At 37.9% G+C, this 18,261-nt stretch carries 16 protein-coding genes and 1 pseudogene; 7 read left to right on the top strand and 10 right to left on the bottom strand.

The window, feature by feature from the left end:
* Positions 1-192: 192 nt before the first annotated feature.
* Both EOK74_RS05215 and EOK74_RS21005 read right to left on the bottom strand, forming a co-directional pair.
* Positions 193-561, bottom strand: a complete 369-nt coding sequence (locus EOK74_RS05215; RefSeq protein ID WP_133468866.1) for a helix-turn-helix domain-containing protein — start codon at positions 559-561, stop codon at positions 193-195.
* A gap of 10 nt (positions 562-571) precedes the next feature.
* Positions 572-799, bottom strand: a pseudogene (locus tag EOK74_RS21005) (type II toxin-antitoxin system HigB family toxin); the annotation flags it as partial.
* Positions 800-1,615: 816 nt separating this feature from the next.
* On the opposite strand from EOK74_RS21005, the gene EOK74_RS05205 reads away from it, so the two are divergent.
* From EOK74_RS05205 to EOK74_RS05195, 3 genes are read left to right on the top strand one after another with little or no spacing between them, the layout of a single operon-like run.
* Positions 1,616-2,689, top strand: coding sequence for an ABC-three component system protein (locus EOK74_RS05205; protein ID WP_133468865.1), 1,074 nt, complete (start codon positions 1,616-1,618; stop codon positions 2,687-2,689).
* Positions 2,677-3,138: an ABC-three component system middle component 2 gene (locus EOK74_RS05200; RefSeq protein WP_133468864.1), complete on the top strand. Its 462-nt coding sequence runs from the start codon at positions 2,677-2,679 to the stop codon at positions 3,136-3,138. Before EOK74_RS05205 ends, EOK74_RS05200 begins: the two co-directional genes overlap by 13 nt.
* Positions 3,128-4,948, top strand: coding sequence for an SMC family protein (locus tag EOK74_RS05195; protein ID WP_133468863.1), 1,821 nt, complete (start codon positions 3,128-3,130; stop codon positions 4,946-4,948). Before EOK74_RS05200 ends, EOK74_RS05195 begins: the two co-directional genes overlap by 11 nt.
* Before the next feature lie 410 nt (positions 4,949-5,358).
* On the opposite strand, the gene nhaC is transcribed toward EOK74_RS05195, so the two are convergent.
* The 3 genes from nhaC to EOK74_RS05180 form a co-directional block, all read right to left on the bottom strand.
* Positions 5,359-6,777, bottom strand: coding sequence for a Na+/H+ antiporter NhaC (nhaC, locus tag EOK74_RS05190; protein ID WP_133468862.1), 1,419 nt, complete (start codon positions 6,775-6,777; stop codon positions 5,359-5,361).
* 376 nt (positions 6,778-7,153) lie between these two features.
* The gene (locus EOK74_RS05185; RefSeq protein WP_133468861.1) at positions 7,154-7,402 is read right to left on the bottom strand and encodes a DUF2960 family protein; all 249 of its coding nucleotides are present in this window, start codon (positions 7,400-7,402) and stop codon (positions 7,154-7,156) included.
* A gap of 303 nt (positions 7,403-7,705) precedes the next feature.
* Positions 7,706-8,176, bottom strand: a complete 471-nt coding sequence (locus tag EOK74_RS05180; RefSeq protein ID WP_133468860.1) for a VOC family protein — start codon at positions 8,174-8,176, stop codon at positions 7,706-7,708.
* A gap of 394 nt (positions 8,177-8,570) precedes the next feature.
* Here EOK74_RS05180 and EOK74_RS05175 point away from each other — a divergent pair, with 394 nt between their 5' ends.
* Positions 8,571-9,056 carry a GNAT family N-acetyltransferase gene (locus EOK74_RS05175; protein ID WP_133468859.1) on the top strand — a complete coding sequence of 162 codons (486 nt, stop codon included), beginning with the start codon at positions 8,571-8,573 and terminating at the stop codon, positions 9,054-9,056.
* A 119-nt stretch (positions 9,057-9,175) separates the two neighbouring features.
* Here EOK74_RS05175 and EOK74_RS05170 read toward each other — a convergent pair whose 3' ends face one another.
* On the bottom strand, positions 9,176-9,646 hold the full coding sequence (locus tag EOK74_RS05170; protein WP_133468858.1) for a YHS domain-containing (seleno)protein: 471 nt from the start codon (positions 9,644-9,646) through the stop codon (positions 9,176-9,178).
* A 363-nt stretch (positions 9,647-10,009) separates the two neighbouring features.
* Here EOK74_RS05170 and EOK74_RS05165 point away from each other — a divergent pair, with 363 nt between their 5' ends.
* Positions 10,010-10,753 carry a class II aldolase/adducin family protein gene (locus EOK74_RS05165; RefSeq protein WP_133468857.1) on the top strand — a complete coding sequence of 248 codons (744 nt, stop codon included), beginning with the start codon at positions 10,010-10,012 and terminating at the stop codon, positions 10,751-10,753.
* Positions 10,754-10,926: 173 nt separating this feature from the next.
* On the opposite strand, the gene EOK74_RS05160 is transcribed toward EOK74_RS05165, so the two are convergent.
* Positions 10,927-12,417 carry a sensor domain-containing diguanylate cyclase gene (locus EOK74_RS05160; RefSeq protein ID WP_133468856.1) on the bottom strand — a complete coding sequence of 497 codons (1,491 nt, stop codon included), beginning with the start codon at positions 12,415-12,417 and terminating at the stop codon, positions 10,927-10,929.
* A 196-nt stretch (positions 12,418-12,613) separates the two neighbouring features.
* Entirely contained in the window at positions 12,614-13,387 is a 774-nt protein-coding gene (locus tag EOK74_RS05155) for a polysaccharide deacetylase family protein (protein WP_133468855.1), read from the bottom strand.
* Positions 13,388-13,708: 321 nt separating this feature from the next.
* On the opposite strand from EOK74_RS05155, the gene EOK74_RS05150 reads away from it, so the two are divergent.
* A complete protein-coding gene (locus tag EOK74_RS05150; RefSeq protein ID WP_133468854.1) occupies positions 13,709-13,867 on the top strand; it encodes a YqaE/Pmp3 family membrane protein in 159 nt (52 codons plus the stop codon).
* 310 nt (positions 13,868-14,177) lie between these two features.
* Here the strand turns inward: EOK74_RS05150 and EOK74_RS05145 are convergent, their stop codons facing one another.
* Together EOK74_RS05145 and EOK74_RS05140 are read right to left on the bottom strand one after the other, a co-directional pair.
* On the bottom strand, positions 14,178-15,629 hold the full coding sequence (locus EOK74_RS05145; RefSeq protein WP_133468853.1) for a hypothetical protein: 1,452 nt from the start codon (positions 15,627-15,629) through the stop codon (positions 14,178-14,180).
* 174 nt (positions 15,630-15,803) lie between these two features.
* Positions 15,804-16,769, bottom strand: a complete 966-nt coding sequence (locus tag EOK74_RS05140; RefSeq protein ID WP_133468852.1) for a C1 family peptidase — start codon at positions 16,767-16,769, stop codon at positions 15,804-15,806.
* 232 nt (positions 16,770-17,001) lie between these two features.
* Here EOK74_RS05140 and EOK74_RS05135 point away from each other — a divergent pair, with 232 nt between their 5' ends.
* Positions 17,002-18,156: a hypothetical protein gene (locus EOK74_RS05135; RefSeq protein WP_133468851.1), complete on the top strand. Its 1,155-nt coding sequence runs from the start codon at positions 17,002-17,004 to the stop codon at positions 18,154-18,156.
* The last annotated feature ends 105 nt before the right edge of the window (positions 18,157-18,261 follow it).

The raw sequence follows: 18,261 nt of genomic DNA, 5'->3' as shown, positions 1-18,261 counted from the left end.
CATGCTATAAAAGATTGCCTTGTCCGAGCGTCCTTGCTCGGCCACTCGACAAGCCAATTATGATATGGGGAATTTGGAGTCGCGGGTAAGTCAAAAGCATGGCTTCGCCACAGGGCATAAGCTTCGCTTACAAGGCATGCACTTTGTACATTAAGCATCGGCTTTGCCGATTAAGAAAATGAGATTGTATTGTTACTTTACTAAGTGGTAGTCAGAAATAAGGCTTTCTAGGGGGATTTTCAGCTGGTGGTGTAAGTTGCGGATCATTGAAATGCTGAGTTTTCTTTTTTTGTTTAAGACTTCAGATACTCGGCTTCTTTGCCCTAATAGCGGGACCAGATCTGCATCACTTAGGCCTTGTTGCTCCATCCTAAATTTTATGGCTGCGACAGGGTCGGGGGCTGCAATTTTAAATTGTTGTTTTTCGTATGACTCAACTAATGTAGTCAATACGTCTAGTTCGTCAGCTTCAGTTGAATCTGGTTGTGCATCCCAAAGCTTTTCAATAGTCACCATCGCAACTTCATAGTCTTGCTGGTTTTTAATCGGTTTTATATTCATAAAGTGAACCCTAAATACTAGACGCGTCTATGTCGTCATATTGCTTGTGTGTGCCAATAAATTTGATAAATACAATGTTGATGTCATACCTCACTGCGACTATCAGTCGATATTTATTACCATGAATATTGAATACCACCCTGTTATTGGCGATAAAACTAGCGTTACGATATTTATTTTTAATATCTTGAGTAGACTTCCAATCCTCATTTTTTACCTCGTCGAACCAAGCTTTTAAAGGTTGTTCAGCATCAGAGTATTTGGGGTTTAACCAAAAATCTCGTCATCTTGCCCTTGCAATTATTCTCATACTTTATCCCTATTTCCCATTATGGGAATACAGTTCCATACTGTCAATAAATATTCCCAATATGGGAAATTGAAATGTGTTGGCTACGAATATTTATAGTAAATAATCGGCATAAAGAGAAAGAGCAAATGGTTAGATACTGAGGCGAGTAAATAAAGATGAAGAACAGAAGTGAATAAAACTAGCTGATTTTATTGATATTGAGTTGCTTTTTAATGAATTAACATGGATGTCGTATTAATTGTTTCTAGCGAAAGTTTACTCTGACCCCAGAAATAAGCTGCTTATCCAGTCGCTAGCGTGGCCCGCAACAATTTCTGGCCATCAGTGAACCGTATTGATGATGTATATGGAGATAGGAATTTGTTTTGTGAATGCCCGAGTATTGAGAGTTATCAAGATTAGGGATTTCTATCAACTTTCAATTAAGTTTGTGACTCTTGCAATAGAGCTTGTGAATTGAATTAAGTTTGTGATTCAGAATTAACCAAAAGGTGAGCTTAATGCTCACCTTTTTTTTGCTTTACGTAAAGTTTGATCTTTTTTGTAAAGTTAGTATTTATTAAATAAGGTTCACAACTAGAAATTCACACACTAATTGTTATGTGAACAATAAATCAGATGTATTACAAAATTTCCATTATTAATTGATGTTGATAGCTGATTTATAAAAAATTGTTCTGTTATTTTTTAATAAAATAGGTGAAGATTTGACGATAAAATAATTAGATTTTAATAGCTTAAATGGAATTAGAACAAGAAATCCCAACCCCAAGAATTGACAGTACTCCTCTGTCCGCTGTTGCAGCGTTATCAGGTGAGACCATTTCACCATTAAAGCGCTTACAACAAATGGATGAAGATGATTGGGAGGACTTTACTTGTGAACTTGCTACCTATTGGAAGACACAATATAAAAGGGTTAATCGAGTAGGCGGTTCGGGAGATATGGGGCGCGATGTTATTGCTTATACCCCTGATGGAGACTGGGAGTGTTTTCAGTGCAAGTATTACAGTACCCCACTGAACTTAACAGATATTTTGTTAGAAATTGGAAAGATTTGCTATTACTCCTATAAAGGTCATTTTTCAATGCCTGTACAATATTATTTTGTTGCGAAAAAAGGGCTAAATGGTGTCAGTTTAAATGCTTTGAAGGACTCTAATAAACTTAAAAACGAATTGATCTCTGGTTGGGATAAAAAATGCAAAGCTAAGATAACAACCACCAAAAAAGTTGAGCTTAACGGGGAGTTATTAAAATTTATTGAAGAAAATGTCGATTTTACTATTTTTGACCAAATACCAGAACTAAAGCTAATTGAGCTGCATAAAAAATACACCCCGTACTATATTAGAAGATTTGGGTCCGTTGAATTTGATAGACCATCTCCAACATTACCCCCATCCGATATACAGCAAAATGAATTAAATTATATTGAAGAGCTACTTAAAGCTATTGGTACAATTGAAAATAAAGTAAGTTCAATTGCAGATCTTAATGAATTTCCTGAGTTTTTAACTGAATTAAAAAGTGCGCGAAAAAATTTTTATTCAGCAGAAAGCTTAGAAAGATTTTCTAGAGATTCGATGCCTCCTGATACATATGACAACTTATTAGAAGATTGCTATGAGTCAATCTCTAGTCTAGTTTTAATGGTTCATGAAAATGGCTGGGATAGATATTTGTCGGTATCTAACCATATTACTCAAGTCCCATTTACAGCACATCCTTTGAATCTTTATATGAGTATTAGAGATAAAAAAGGAGCGTGTCATCAACTAGTAAATAAAGGAACTATGAAATGGAACAAGTAGCACTTAAAGTTCCCCAAATTTTTAACAGTGACATAGAATTAGCTACAAGGGCTGCATTAATTTTGTCTAGTATGGAAGGGGAGAAGTTTGATATAGATGAGTTAGTTTTATTAGATTATGCTCTTTTATATTCTAGTGAATTTAACGGCCCCTCAAATCTTCATCCACCTGTTCCAAATCACTTGGCTGAAATTGCACAGCGAAGGGAGCTGTTACCTAATTCACTTTTGTTCTTTTTGAAAAAAGGACTTATCAATGTTCATTATGACGAAAATGGAAAATCATTCAGCGCGAATGAAAATACCAACAGTTTCGTTAGTTGTCTAAGTAAGGATTACTTCATCAAAATCTGGGAGCGATTGAGTTGGCTTTCTAATCAAGCTGATAAAATTAAGCGTACACCTATATCAGAATTAAGAAATGGAGTTTTTGATACCAATGATAATTGAACAAATTTCAGTAACCGGAAAAGGAAAGCCTAAAGCCGAACTAGAGTTCAAACAAGGTCTAAACGTTGTCGCGGGCGCTTCAGATACAGGGAAATCCTATGTAATTAAATGTTTTCAATACATTTTTGGTGGTGAGGTTCCGCCTAAAAATATTACTGAAGCAAATGGTTATACAACGGTAGAAACTAAAATAAGATTTGATGATGAAAGTTTCATACTCAAGAGAGAGTTGTCTGTTAACAAGCCTAAAATTTCACTAATTGAACTTGATAAGTTTGGTAGCGAAACAGGAAGCTTTGTTTTAAACCCTAGCCATAAAGGAAATAATAATTTATCCGCATATATGTTGGATAAATTGAACTTGAGTGATAAGCATTTAGTGAATGGTGTAGAAAGCTTAAAAACGTCATCACTGACATTGAGAGTACTGAGTAAATTATTTTTAGTTGATGAGAGTAGAATCATTACTGAGTCATCTCCGATAGGTGAAGGAGAGCGTGAGAAAACTCAACAAATGTCTTTGCTTAAAACATTACTAACAGGAGTTGACGACTCATTAGTTAAAGATCTAAAAAAACAACAAGATAATGAAGGAGCCGTAGAATCTCGTGTTAAGGCACTCGAAGATTTTATAGCGAAAAAATTTGCAGATCATGAAGTTGTTAAATCTACTTCTGAAAAACTCGACACAGAATTAAGTGATTTAGAAGAATCTTTGTCAAAAGCTCAAAGTGAATTGACTACTTTAGTTGAAGCTAATGGTGAGCTTGATTTAAAAAGGCAAAAAGTTAGGGCTGAATTAACCACATTGTATGAAACAGAAAAAGACAATTTGTTGTTACAAAACAGATTTCTTCTTTTGATAGATAAATACACTTCAGACTTAGAAAGGTTAGAAGCAGGGGCTGAAGCTGCGTCATATGTTGATTTGTATGAAATGGTTAACTGTCCAACTTGTAGTCAAGACTTTGAGCAAAAAAAGGATTCGGAAGAGCTTAAGTTGCTAATGAAAAGCACTAATGCTGAGATCAGTAAAAATAAATTTCAGGTTAAAGGTCTTAATGATTCGATTGCTGATTTGAAGCAAGAACTTATAGTAGCACGTGAACAAATATCAAAAAAAGAAATCGAATTGAAAGAGTTATCGGAAATTATCGAAAGTAACATTTCCGCTAAATTTAAAGATTATAAAATGGCTATTCGAATATTGAATAGTAAGAAAAGTGAATTTTTAAAAGAAAGAACAAAAATACAATTTCGAGATAGTTTATTAAATGAAGTAGGTGAATTGAGAGTTCAACTAGAAACTAGAACAACTAAATATGAATTTCCAGATTTTACGTCTGAGCTTACCGCACTGTGTACTTCTATTAGTTCTATTTTGAAGCGGTGGTCTTTTCCGGGTCATGAAAGTGTGACTTTTGATTTAAAAAGCAGAGATTTGAAAATAGGTAATAAACCAAGATCTCATTTTGGTAAAGGGTATAGAGCTATTTCTTACGCTGCTTTCTCTTTGGGATTAATGCAATATTTATCAAATTTCGGGAGGCATCCTGATTTTATAATATTAGATTCTCCACTTACCACATATAGAGCAGGTGATGATGATGAAAATGATGACGAAGTGCAATTGAAAAAGAACATGATATTTGCGTTCTATATTGACTTATGTGAGTCATTTAATGATAAGCAAATCATTGTTTTTGAAAACCAAGAGCCTGACGAAGATTTAAAATCAAAAATGACCTATTATCATTTTTCAAAGAATAAGGATATTGGGCGATATGGATTTTTCCCATTAGTAGATTAACGCCCATATAATAATTGATTAGCACAGTTTCAAACCATAACATTGATTACATTCGCCAAGTCTCTGACTTTTGGGCTGGCGAATAAGCCATATTGCCTCCGACTATAAAAATAATTAAATTTATTTTTAAAGCTCAAAAAGACCACTCCAGAATAGTGACAATAATTTACCTTATAATATCTCCAAAAATATTTGAATAAAACTGCCCTCAATATCAATGAGTTCCAATTCTAGAGGAAAGGGGTCATCAAGAGGAATCAAAGGGAATCAAAGGAGTCAGAGACGATGATTTTGTGCCCATGTTGATTGTTTTTTTGCTTGCCTTCCTGCCGCAATTTATTCCTCAACATTCAGATACAGGGTGTGTCATTCCCAGAAACCCAGTAGCGAAGGGGTAAACACCATTTTGATTACGTCCTTATTGCGTTTGTGGCTGGTTGCCCCTTATCTTTGTTAAAGTTGAACAAGCCTAATTTTCCATAAATTAGTGTGATGGCAATCACCAATAGGTGGTACCACAAGAATGGTAAATACGATACCGTAGCGACACCTAGGGTCGATGCCATAAAAATACCTCCGTCAGACCATGGGACCATGGGCGTTGGAATGGTTGCCCCCGCTTCGGTGTTGCGAGATAAAACACGTTTATCAATATTAAGGTGTCGGTAATTCTCTTTGGTCAGTGTGCTGGCTGTAATAATTGCTACATAGGCGGCACCGCCAATCACATTGCCCATAATACCTGCAATCATTGTTGCCGATGTTAAGCGGCCTATGGATGTTGCCCAGCGTTTGATGCCCTTTGATACTGTATCCAGTACGCCCACGGTTTGCATCAAGCCGCCTATACCCAAGGCAAGAATGATGATCACTACCACGCTTGCCATCGACTGTATTCCACCGCGGTTAAGCAATATATTTAAAAAGGGAAGGTCTGATTCAATGGTATTGCCTGTAACTAGGCTTCCAAATGCGGTATCGAAGCTGTTTGCTTCAAAAAGCATTGCCCATATCACACCAAGTAATGCACCGAAGAAAATTACTGGCACAGAGGGCAGTTTAAATATCAGTAAGGCAATGACGATAGCCGCTGGCAACAGCATGTACCAGCCGATAGAAAAATGTTGCTCCAAAGCCATAAGAACAACGTCAGTTTGATTACTGGATGCGTCAAAATCATAAAACAGCCCTACAGCTAAAAAGAGGCTGGCAGCTAATATAATTGCGGGAAAGCTTACCGTTAGCATTGATTTAATATGTTCAACTATATTTACCTCACAGAGAGAGGCGGCCATCACTGTGGTGTCTGATAAAGGTGAGAGTTTGTCTCCCACATAGGCGCCACTAATGACCGCGCCTGCCACCAAAGGTAATGGCAGTCCGAAAGAGGCGCCAATACCCATCATGGCTACGCCAGCGGTTCCTGCGGTACCAAAAGATGTGCCGGTTGCCAGTGAGGTGATACTACAAACAAAAAAAGCGCCTACAAGAAAATACTCAGGGCTCATTACCGATAACCCGTAATAGATGATATTGGGCACAACCCCGCCTGCAATCCAGCTACCAATGAGGGCTCCAACGGCAATGAGTACCAAAATAGCGTCTCCCCCTTGTGTAACGCCATCAATCAGGCCTTTTTGAAGAGAATGATAGGAGTGGCCAAGCAGAATGCCCAGCCCGATAATACTAAACCAGCTAAACACCAATGGAACTTGAACAGGCACATTGTTAACAACAGAAAACAACACTATGCATCCAATGATGGTTAAAGCAAGAAGCATAATTTGGCGTAGCGTAGGGAGCGCGGGTGTGGCGTTTTGTGTTGGCATAGTATTGGTTACTTCTCATCGTTAACTATCACAATAACTGTGAGCTCAACCAAGATGGCGTGAGCGGTGTAAACTCGCTTTTGTGGCGAAGGGTCAATATAAGTATTGACGCAAAATAGTGCAGCGCTTGGCTTCATTGCTTCATTAATCTAGTAATAGATAGCAATAACATCTAGTTACAGAGCAACTTCGCTAGACAAAGGAACAACTAGCACAAAATACGCCACATCCTAGGTATGCATCGATACCTATTTTTCATTGCAACAAAAGGGGTTGTAATAGAGGGAGAGTTAAATTTAATGGTTTAGGAATAAAAGGGGGCAGGTCCAAATCAAAAGTGTGCTGTTGAATTAACCAATTCAGACCAAAATGGCCATCACTCTAGGCCATTTTTTAAGAAGTATAATTCTGTAAATCCCATTTTTACGAATTCGGTATCTCTAAAATTTCTTACGGTAGCTTTGTCTTTACTGATTGAGGCAACTTGCTGTTCAGTTTGCAAAAACTGGGTAAGGTCTATTCCTTCAGCATCGGCCACAGCCTCGTGCATATTTTGATGGAGGCTGTAAGAAAAATTTATTTCTTTTGCCTCACCTTTAAACTTATAACGTACTTTATGGGCCATTTTCTACTCGGCTGGGTCGCATCATTTGCGAAAATTATGAAACCGCCATTATAAACGTAAATAGCGACGCTTACTCAATAAGCTTAACAAAAAGTAATATCGTGTAGCGTTCCATTAACTAAAAACTCCTTGATGCATCATGACTAGGATCGCAAACTATTTAAGATTAGCCGCCTTAAACATTAGCTTTATTCAGAGTTTTCTATTTGAAGAAGTATCACTGGTAGCTTACAGATAATTAAAGGTTACCTTGTTCTCTTGTCTTTGTTTGAACAAGGTAATAATTGTTTGCGGAACAGAGTGTTAGTTTTTGGGGTTAAACGTAAACTCTAAACGATTGCCACTGGGCTCACGTATCATCATGTGTTTTGTTGGGCCTCCATATGCTAGTTCAGGTGCAAACTCTATCACTACCCCTTCAACTTTTTTAAAGCGCTCATAAAGCTCATCCAATGCTTCGAAGCTTATAGCGGTTAGTGCTAAATGATGAAGACCAACGTTATGTTTACGATTAAATTCGATGGTATTTTGACCTGCGGTGGTTTGCCATAAGGTTAAGAATATTTTTCCATCACTCACAAATTTTGCAGGATAAGAAGGATCACCTCCTACTTCGTTCCAACCTAATGTATCTGTAAAAAAGTTTGTAGAGCTTTCTAAGTCTTTTACTGTTAAGCCTATGTGGTTGAAACCATCGGTAAGTATTTCATTTTTGGCTAATGCATTAAAACTAAGCAAACAAATAAACAGGCAGGAATATAACATTTTCGACATGGGTCACACACTCTCGTTAATTGAATTCACTTACCAGACCCGATTAGGTGTAAAAATCTTACTTAATTTCTAATTTGAGCATGAGTCATTACTAAGGTGACAAAATTGCTCATGCTTGGTTGTTTTACAAAAAAGCCATCCCCTTACTGGTGAGTCATGGTAAATTTGTCGCGATTTTATTATCGCGACGCACTGACCGACTTTGTCAAAGTTGGTCTATTTGAGTTGATTGCAATCATGTTAAGGTTATTCAATTTCGTTATGGCCTTTAAAGAGGTGGGCTGTTGGCGTGCAATCAATCTGCGCTGCGTTAAAAGATGCTTATTCAGTAACGCCGCCGTTGTGGCTTTTGGCTCTGCGGCGGCTGAGTGGTTATATTTATTAGGAGTGAAAGATGTACTCAATTCGCCAAGCGACGCATGCAGATATTAACAGAATGGCAGACATTGAATCTGTTTGTTTTCCTGAGTCTGAGGCAGCATCTTTGGAGTCATTTCAAACACGTTTTTCGGCATTTCCTGAGTGTTTTTATGTACTTGAACTTGAAGGCATTGTGGTAGGCCACATTAATGGCTGTGTCTACAGTGCACCAGAGCTTCCTGATGCCTTATATTCTGATGTTAGCTTACATTGCCCAAATGGTGCTTATCAAACGGTTTTTGGGCTTGCGGTTGAGCCTCAGTATCAGAATCGAGGGTATGCGTCTGCGCTCACGAAGCATTTTATTGAGGTTAGTCGACTAGGTAAGCGTGAAGGAATGGTGCTTACTTGCAAAGATTACTTAGTTAAATTCTACGAGAGGCTAGGGTTTATTCATGGTGGCGTATCTGCTTCGAGTCATGGAGGAGCAAGGTGGAATGATATGGTACTTACGTTTTAAATGATGTACAAAAACGTGAATTGAGTAATGGGTGAGTAATAAATTACAGTTGGTTTTGTTATTGAGTGGATAGAAAAAGCTTGCCTCTATCCACTTCATTTAACTGGTTTATTAGCCCATTACTTATCAGAAAACGAATTTACATTAGTAACTTCTGGATAATACAAGTCAGCATCTTCAATTCGATACATTTTGTCTGCTAACCATTTTTTCTGAATGCTTTTGCTGTAGTTTAAGTAAAGCTTACCGTCTGTTATGTGCCATGCTTCAGGGTCGATACGCACAGTTGCTTCATTTGACATGCCATAAGCACACCAACCACCATATTGTGCAGCATACTTTTCAGGATTTTCGTTGAATAAGGCTAGGTTCTCTTCACTCGAAAACTGCCATGTAGCATCATGCCAAACTGCTGTGATTTTTTTATTACCTTTAACCGGTTTGCTTTCAGTAAAATAAGCAACCGTGTCATAACCGTCAATGGCGATATTGTTAAAACGGCCAGTATTTACTGCGTCATCTAATGCAAAAGCGGGCAATGTAAAAATGCTAACAACTATAATCGCTAAATATTTAATTAAATGTCTCATATGTATCCTTTTGATGAATATTGTTTTACATCTGTATTAACCGTTCTAATGGGGTAAATATTTCAAATAAATATAAATTTAAAGAAAGGTTCATTGTAACGGCTGGCTTAAAATGTATTTTTCACTTAGTTATCTTATGGGGTTTAGCTTAAATATAGCTATCCATTCTACAGATGCCAGAAATGAGTCGTGTCATTTATACTTAAAGTAGTCACAATCATTTTTCAGACTTTTAGACCTATCTCTATTTGTTGGAGTGCCTTATCCGTATCTGCAAAATATTGGTTGATTTGGCCTTTTCTTTATTTAGTTTTCACTACATTATTGACGAGTTTTTAGTTGAACAATAATAAGAGTTAATAAATGAACAATAATGATTTACAAACTGAAACCGAGTTACGCCGCGATTTAGCTGCCGCATATAGATTAGCGGCCATGCTGGGGTGGGAAGACACCTTGTATACCCATTTTTCAGTTAGGCTGCCTGGGCCAGGCACTCCCCGTTTTTTAATTAACCCTTTTGGGCTTATGTTTGATGAAATCTGTGCCAGTGATTTAGTGGTGGTTGATGCTGAGGGGAAAATATTAGAAGGCAATGCTGATTATAATTTAGCGGGATTTACCATTCATAGTGCTGTACATATGGCCCGCGACGATGCCCATTGTGTTATGCATACCCATACCACTGCAGGCATGGCGATGGCTGCCTGTGATGATGGGTTGTTGATGTTAAATCAAATTAGTACCGAGTTTTACGATCGCCTTGGTTATCATGATTATGAAGGGGTCGCTTGGAATTTAGAAGAGCGCAAGCGTATTCAACAATCGCTGGACGATAACATAGGTTTAGTGTTGCGCAGTCATGGCTTGTTAACTGTGGGAGAGAGCGTTGCTGATGCTTTTCAAATTATGTATTACCTAAATCGAGCTTGTGAAATTCAGCTAGCGGCGGCTCAAATGGGGAGCTTGTCAAAAATGAATACCATCTCTGATGAACTGTCTCAGTATGTTAGTTCTCAGTTTAAAAAAGTAGAGCATGAACGCCAAATAGTGTGGCAGGCTTGGCTTAGAAAACTAGAGCGGTTAGATCCTAGTTATAAAAATTAGATGATAGTGAACCCTTGTGTCACTGAATTCAAAAGGTTGGCTGGGATTAAACTGGCCGCCTAGCCATGATGCGCCAGAGCTGAAAATAGAAACTCAATGAGCAGTACTTTGACGATTAAACATAGTCGGTTACACATCTTGTCGACCTGACTTTTAATTTATGGGTTGCTAACCTAAGCAGAATGGTCCGTGTATTCAGCACTTACAAAGGTGTTTCGGCCTTGTTCTTTAGCTGCATACAAGGCGGTATCTGCAAGCTGATACAAACGCATGGCATCAATATTATCCTTATGTGTTTTAGTGCAAGCGCCCATACTTACGGTTAGGTAGGGTTCAATAGGTGAGGCTTGATGGAGAATATTAAGTTCTGCGATTGAGGCTTGTATTTTTTGCATAATACCAAGTGCCGCTGCGGCATCTGTATTAGGTAAAATACAAAAGAATTCTTCTCCGCCCATCCTTGCCACTATATCGTTGGTCCGTAGTAAGTTTTTATTGATAGCATTTGCTACAGATACCAAACATTCATCACCCATTAAATGGCCGTACTCGTCATTGAACAGCTTAAAATAATCAATATCAATTGCGATGAGCGTTAAAGGCGTGCCTTCAGCATTAGATGTTGCCAGTGCTCTTTTAATGGAGTCATCGTACTTACGGCGGTTAGCAATTTTGGTGAGTGGATCAATTTTAGTCAGGTTATCTAACTGCTTATTTAACTCGGCTATGGTGTGGTTTTTACTTTCTTTTTCTGTGTTTATTGTTCCTATAATAAGTGCCGTACTACATGCGGTAAAAATATAAATTTGCATGTAAAAAATCGCATAACTCAAGTCATGAAACATAAAAATAAAGGGACCGAGTTTTGCTGTGCTGTAAAAACCACAAGTTAAAAAAACAACGGTTATCCAAACTGAGGTGATGTAATGATTGAATCGCAATGCCACCCACATAGCCACGGGAAACAGTAAAAAAATTAAACTTACAGTAAATTTGTTGTAGTGCTCTCTACCAAATACTTCGACGAGGATAAGCACAGTAGCTGCGCACATCACTACAAGTTCGATGACTTTGTGTTTGTTTACATGCACTGAGAATGTTTTATGTTTTATGGAGTTAAAAATATGGAAAGCTGTCAGTGTCGACGCAAATATGCTTACCGTATTGCCTACAAACCAAATCAGTGAGTGACTGAGAACGGGCACTAATCCTGAAATAATCCACAGTGCAGTGACGCCAATGGCGACATTGAACAAAGCGCTAAGCATGCATACCACGGTTAGAAATAGAATATTTTGACGTAAATTAATGAAGGTAATGGGTTCTTTGCATAGCTTTTTAAAAATGGTAGCAGCTAAGGTGACACTGAATACATTGGCTAGTAGAAATGCAGTTTGAGCGATTTCAAAATTTCCAAAATGGGTATATACCCCTATAAAATAAGCTAGCGTAATACCTAGAGCTAAGTGCGGCCAGCGCTTTGGTGAGCAGACTAAAAATAGTGCGCTAGCAATACCATTCCCTAGCCAAAGTATAGCTATATTGCCCACCATGAAAAAAGCAGCGCTTAGATAGATCATGGCTATATAACTCACCACCATAATGGCAAATACCATAATATTTAATAGCGAAAAGAACGACTTACTGCGAACGATTATTTCCATTAATTAGCTCTATAAAAAATTGTAAATAGCAATATGTGTTCTATGTCATGCCAATTGTAGTAGGATAAATATCCTCAAAAGACAACTAGACCATTTAGTTAACTTTTGATTATGTTATACACATACTAATAGGAATTTCGCTCTGCGTCACTGTATGTTTTTTAATGGTATTCTGTGCATTTTTAGGCGTGGGGCATTAATTTTGGGGTATGGCTTGCATAATATTACGATAGGTATCTACCCAATATTTATCTTTGTTAGCTTGTAAATAATCTAATAGCTTATTGTGCTCGGCTGTGGTGATGGCTAAGTGGTCGCCACCTATACCGTGGAATAACACGTTGATTAACTTTATATTTTTTGGCTGCTTTTCGATGTACGCAATGATTTGTTGGGCGCTGATGTTATTCGGGGCAATAAGCCGCGCAAAGTTTGGATCTTCGCTGCCTTTAATTCCAATAAATTGATCCTTTACTGCCTCTATATAATTTCCATTTTTAGTTAGTTTGTCGTTACAAGGTGCGGTGAAAGTGCGTATTGTTTGAGCATCCATAGCGTATAGCAATGTATTGGCTAACGTCACTTCTTCGACCATTTCTTGCACATACCTAATGTCTAAGTCATTGTGCTTTGGCACCCAATCTCGATTCGCGAGCGACTTTTTACACGCGTGCACTAATGTATGGTTACCTAGTTCGTGACCTTGGACGGCGACTTCCTTCCATTCATCTACTCGAGTTGAAAATGCGTCGGATAAGGGCGATACATAAAAAGAAGCTTTTAAACCTCGCTGATTTAAGGCTGGGAGGGCATTGTCTAATTGACTATGCAGCGCATCGTCATAAGACAAACTAATAGCAATCTGTTTATTGTTAGGCCAAGGTTCTTGAGCTTGCGATACGTGCGCTGCATTTATTGTGATAAATACGATTAACAGTAACACAAGCCGTTGAAGACATGACTGGCACATATTGTCCATATCCTTGAAAATTAGATGTTGTTCAAGTTTGCCTTGTTCTTAATGCCTTCTAAAGTAATATTTTTTCAAAATCACTCAATTCTTGGCTAATAGTTTTAACAAGTCATTTGGCCTATTTGAGGCCTGCTCGACAACTGCAGGTGTATTTAAGTGGTTAGCAATATTAGAAGCTTTGTTTAGTGATTAATATTTGAATGGCTCCTAAAGACCACTATTGGAGGAGTGGTTAGTAAACATCGGTATGGCATTTGCTTTTGCTACTATGTGTTGCGTAAAAACACGTTTCTTTCTCAAACATTTAGGAGCTCAATAATGGATTTAATTAGAATTATTTTTTCAATTTTACTTCCTCCAGTAGGCGTATTTTTACAAGTGGGCCTAGGCGGAGCCTTTTGGTTAAACATACTTCTGACAATTTTAGGGTACATCCCAGGCATTATTCACGCGGTATGGATTATAGCTAAACGCTAAATAATCGGACAAACGAGACGCCCGTAAAAAGTATACGAACTATGTAAACTTTTCACGGGCGTTTTTTTTGGGGGAATGCTAAGCACTTAAAGTATTTTCGTTGCTTATTAGGATTATCAGTACCCGCTATCACTGCTATTAAAGTGGTGGAGCTGAACAACTAAGTCCTAAGTTGTGAGAAACGCACATTTCGTAACACTACCGCTATGACCGAAAAATCATGGAGAAGAAACTCCTAGTAAAACAGCTAATCATTACACCTACGGTAAAATTAAAGAGGCTACATTCACTTTAATCACAATAGTTCCGTTTAAAACAAAGCAAGTGCTTTTCTTAATTCAACTAAATGTTCATCACTTATTTCAGATGACTGCCAATATTTGGTATGCGTAAAGCTATTTTTTACCTTTTTATAATCTAACTCCAATTCTTTAATTGGAGTTGAGGTCAAATTACTAGGTGGGGTCATACTTAAGGTATCAACTTCAATATCCACATAACTGAAGTTTTTACCTACTGGCCCAGATATTAGGTCGCCTTTTAAAAAGTTTTTATGTGGCATAAAAATATTAGTCCACTTAACTGGAGCAAACACGGCTCCATGATGAAGATATTTTCTACTCCCAACTTTGTAGAACCAATTTCCGGCTTCTGGTACTGGTGGAGATGTTGGGTATTCTCTATCTAGCTTGCGTTTTGTAAATTGTAAATTGTCATCAAACAATAAAATATCAGCATAGGTAAGTGGACTCCCCAGCGTTATAAAGTCTGATACTAACCAGTTATTCGCTTTATCATTGTCACGAAGTTCACAAAATAACTTATGTTGCTTGGCTCGATAGGCATCCTGGTTAAAGCTACTAGTGCCTAGTACTTTTGTCATTTCTTGTAGTTCTTCTAGTAATTCAATGGAGGCTTTAGATAAGGGCGAAGTAAAGCTTCTATTACCTTTGGTATACTTAAATTTATTATGTCGCGCCCATAAATGATTCAGAATATCGTAAGCGACAATTGAGCCTAGGCTATGGCCTACAATTACTATACGATCATAGTCGCCACTTTGATGGATACGTTCCACAAGTTCAATGCCGCCTTTGCGAATGGCTTGACGGATATTAATATTTGCTGGGTTCGCCCTTACATATCTAGCGACATCACCAAAATATTTAGTGAATTTACTTTTAAGCCAATTTAATCCACATAACGCTAAAATTTCACCAATAGTAATAATTACTATTAACACGCTTTGACCCACTTCTTTGCATGTATCATCTATGTGATTGACTAATGCTCCCCAGCCCACTAGAGACATACCCGCAAGAATTATAAGCCCCCAGAGTGCAAACCATAAAGGCTTAAGAGTGTTAGGGTGGTCATCATATTTTCTGGGGCGACAAACTAAAAGAGTTAGAAACCAGCCCACAAAGTGTTCCCATTTTGTATTGACGGTATGGTGAGCCCAGTAGTACTCATAAAAATCTGTTCGGTAGACACTTTCTTTACCAGAAGACAATGTAGGTTTATTTGTGGTTAATCTTCGTTGTTCAAAAGATTCGCTCACACTACTGGGTTTATTCCAAAAATGAGGATCTTTAAGGTTTGGATCTTGTTTAAATACATGGTTAACAAACTCACGAATAGTATCCATTGGGCGCTGCTCACCCATGCCATGAATAACTACTACTGCTTGCTTCAAATTATTTTTTGAAAGTGAATCTTTAGTTGTTGCGGCTTGTTCGTTGGTGTTTGAAATACTTACCATAAATCATTCCTTTGTAACTCGGCGTTTTCTCTCAATTAGTATTGAGTACTTCAAAATTCAGTTTGTGATTGTTTACACAGTAGATGAAAGGTGTTTCGTTGGTCAAATTTAAGCCTAGTTAATTATTTTTTGCGGTTATTAAAGTTTTGAAACTAAGCTTTTTGACTTGGTGTATTAACCGAAATTTCCGGTTTGTAGCCACTCAACTTTAAATACGGTCCAAAAATCTCTTGCTAAGCCAGCAGTAATATATTCAAAAGGTAAGTAGCCATACCCATGGTCTCCCCATTCAACCCCCCAAGAATTTTTGAATATAATAGAGGGTATATTTCTGCCATCTTGCGTTTGATGGTCGTCATCATATCCAACGGCCAGAACCGCATGTCCTCCTTTGACTTTATCAATTGTACTCGGGAAAGGTACGTCTGCTGCGCCGGAAAGCGAACTATAAACGGTAAAGCCAAAACTGATACAAAAACCGGCTGTTAACACCCTTTTTATAGCTAGGATTAGATCATCTGATGAAATGCCATAATGGTCGATTCTAGCGTAGTTTAGTGCTTTAAAATTTTCCGCATATGCGTATAAAAATGGACTTGGCTCTACTTCGAATTGGTTGACATCGTAAGGCCAGTGAGTTTCTGGAGGCGAACCGAAGGCAACAACTGATTGAATACTGGTACGAATGTATGCACCGGTGTCTCCTTCCCATCCGAGTAGGTTTCTGGTTACTTTATAAGTGAACAATCTAGAAAGATCTACATGTTCTTTACCTGAGCGTCGCATCATATATTCTAAAAGGTTAATGGCAGCTTGTGCAGTGCAAGACCCTAAAACTCCTTGATCGTCTACTGGTGAACAATCGACACTATTGTCAACCCATCTTGGCAGAGGTAAATTTTTAAGAATGATAGAATCGCTCTCTGACAATGGCCCTGATACTTCTGTGCTATTCAAGGTTCGATCTCTTAAATCTGGTAAATCTGGTTGCCAACCTAAAGAAACTTGTTTTTTACTTCCACTATATTCGTGATTGGCCCAGCTTCTTCGACAAATTAATGAATGGTGACACTGCACTGCTGAAGGCTTAATTTGGCTGTTAGGTTTGTCTCTAGTTACAACGGCTTGACTTTTAGTCATCGTTTTTTCCTTGGTATATTTTTAATTTCAGTTACTAATATTGCAGCAGTGCTCTATGAGTTGTTTATCTCTCAGGAGGTTTACGGATTCTGATTGGTTTAATGTTCTACAAATATCAGTGAAAAATATTTTGGTGATGGTTATCCATGAATAATTTAAGAGTCTAGCGAGCGAGTGAGAGGTTTTGAATGGTTGTTGCACTGATCTACCAAAACAATAAATGGAGCTTCATATGAACAAGTCGATGTTAATCACCGCTATAACGTTAGGGTCTTTAGCCATTTCATTTCCGAATAAGGCTGAAGAGTCAAAAAATTCCATACTTACAGTTGATTGCAAAAATGACACACAAAAGAGCTGTGTGGACGCTGAGATTGATAAGCTTATCCCGAGTTTCAAGCTGTGCTCTGCTGGAGAGCTTGAAGACGACGTGTACCTTGAGAGTTTTGCAAATAAAAAGTTCCCTCAGCCTACTCCCCCAACAGATATGATTAAACAACAAAAAGTCGATTGGATTAGTAGAGTCATAAAAATTTGTAAAGATGAACCCACTCCACAAGAAATAGAAAAGAAAAATGCAGATTTTACCGAGTATTCTAGTTGGACTAATCAATTTATGGTGGGATATGCCATTGCTTCCGCCTATGAAGATGATGGCACACATAAAGGGCTAACTGAGCAATCTCCTTTAGCTCAATTTAGTTTTGATGGACGATGGCTTGTTGGTAAAAAAGCACCTATTCATTGGGAGATAGGTGGTTTTTTGGCTAGTAGCCCTTCGTTTATTGATGCTGAGGATAGCTCATCAGAAGTAGATGTTGATCCTGTCGAAGAGGCAGAAGTAGAGGTTGATGCCGGTGACAATACCGATACTGATGTCGCCGCCGATGAGGATGTGACTAGTGTAACTAAACCTACATTTAATGATGTTGTAGGCTCCTTAGATGTATACACCAAACTTACAACGAGTTTTTGGAATGATGATAAAGGTGAGTTGAAAGATTATTTTGCAGTCGGAGGCATTGCTGGTTTTAAAACAAGAGACAAAGTGGCTGATGATTTAGATGCCGTGGTGTATTACTACGGACCAATTCTCGAATATCGTTATTACGGTAAAGACATGCGTACTAATAAAAATTCCATTCCAAGAGGTAAAGTATGGGCTGGTTATTTAAGATTTGAAGAATATGGAGGATTGGAAGATCAAGACCGTTTGTTGTTAGTTGGTGAATGGCAACTTAACGACAATGAAGAAGCTGAGCCAGAAGAAGGGCGATTTGTAGTCGGACTGAAAGCAAATTTGGGTGAAGGAGCTGATGATGTTGGAATTTACTTCGCATACCGCACAGGTTTTGACAGCATTCAATCATTCTTAACAGGGAAGTAATTTGTCAGTTTTAAAAGAAATATGGAATTAGAAATAGTTCCGTTATCCGCTGTTTTATCAATGTTATCAAACACATTTACTTTCAAAACTGGGCATGATCTTCTT

Origin of the sequence: Paraglaciecola marina (assembly GCF_004360155.1) — a bacterium.
GTDB classification, from domain to species: domain Bacteria; phylum Pseudomonadota; class Gammaproteobacteria; order Enterobacterales; family Alteromonadaceae; genus Paraglaciecola; species Paraglaciecola marina.
Note: the sequence above shows the minus strand (reverse complement) of the source record. Positions and strands in the feature narration are given on the sequence as shown.

Coding starts and splice junctions, on each gene's coding strand:
- EOK74_RS05215 (WP_133468866.1), bottom strand. CDS start 561: ATGAATATAAAACCGATTAAAAACCAGCAAGACTATGAAGTTGCGATG.
- EOK74_RS05205 (WP_133468865.1), top strand. CDS start 1,616: ATGGAATTAGAACAAGAAATCCCAACCCCAAGAATTGACAGTACTCCT.
- EOK74_RS05200 (WP_133468864.1), top strand. CDS start 2,677: ATGGAACAAGTAGCACTTAAAGTTCCCCAAATTTTTAACAGTGACATA.
- EOK74_RS05195 (WP_133468863.1), top strand. CDS start 3,128: ATGATAATTGAACAAATTTCAGTAACCGGAAAAGGAAAGCCTAAAGCC.
- nhaC (WP_133468862.1), bottom strand. CDS start 6,777: ATGCCAACACAAAACGCCACACCCGCGCTCCCTACGCTACGCCAAATT.
- EOK74_RS05185 (WP_133468861.1), bottom strand. CDS start 7,402: ATGGCCCATAAAGTACGTTATAAGTTTAAAGGTGAGGCAAAAGAAATA.
- EOK74_RS05180 (WP_133468860.1), bottom strand. CDS start 8,176: ATGTCGAAAATGTTATATTCCTGCCTGTTTATTTGTTTGCTTAGTTTT.
- EOK74_RS05175 (WP_133468859.1), top strand. CDS start 8,571: ATGTACTCAATTCGCCAAGCGACGCATGCAGATATTAACAGAATGGCA.
- EOK74_RS05170 (WP_133468858.1), bottom strand. CDS start 9,646: ATGAGACATTTAATTAAATATTTAGCGATTATAGTTGTTAGCATTTTT.
- EOK74_RS05165 (WP_133468857.1), top strand. CDS start 10,010: ATGAACAATAATGATTTACAAACTGAAACCGAGTTACGCCGCGATTTA.
- EOK74_RS05160 (WP_133468856.1), bottom strand. CDS start 12,417: ATGGAAATAATCGTTCGCAGTAAGTCGTTCTTTTCGCTATTAAATATT.
- EOK74_RS05155 (WP_133468855.1), bottom strand. CDS start 13,387: ATGTGCCAGTCATGTCTTCAACGGCTTGTGTTACTGTTAATCGTATTT.
- EOK74_RS05150 (WP_133468854.1), top strand. CDS start 13,709: ATGGATTTAATTAGAATTATTTTTTCAATTTTACTTCCTCCAGTAGGC.
- EOK74_RS05145 (WP_133468853.1), bottom strand. CDS start 15,629: ATGGTAAGTATTTCAAACACCAACGAACAAGCCGCAACAACTAAAGAT.
- EOK74_RS05140 (WP_133468852.1), bottom strand. CDS start 16,769: ATGACTAAAAGTCAAGCCGTTGTAACTAGAGACAAACCTAACAGCCAA.
- EOK74_RS05135 (WP_133468851.1), top strand. CDS start 17,002: ATGAACAAGTCGATGTTAATCACCGCTATAACGTTAGGGTCTTTAGCC.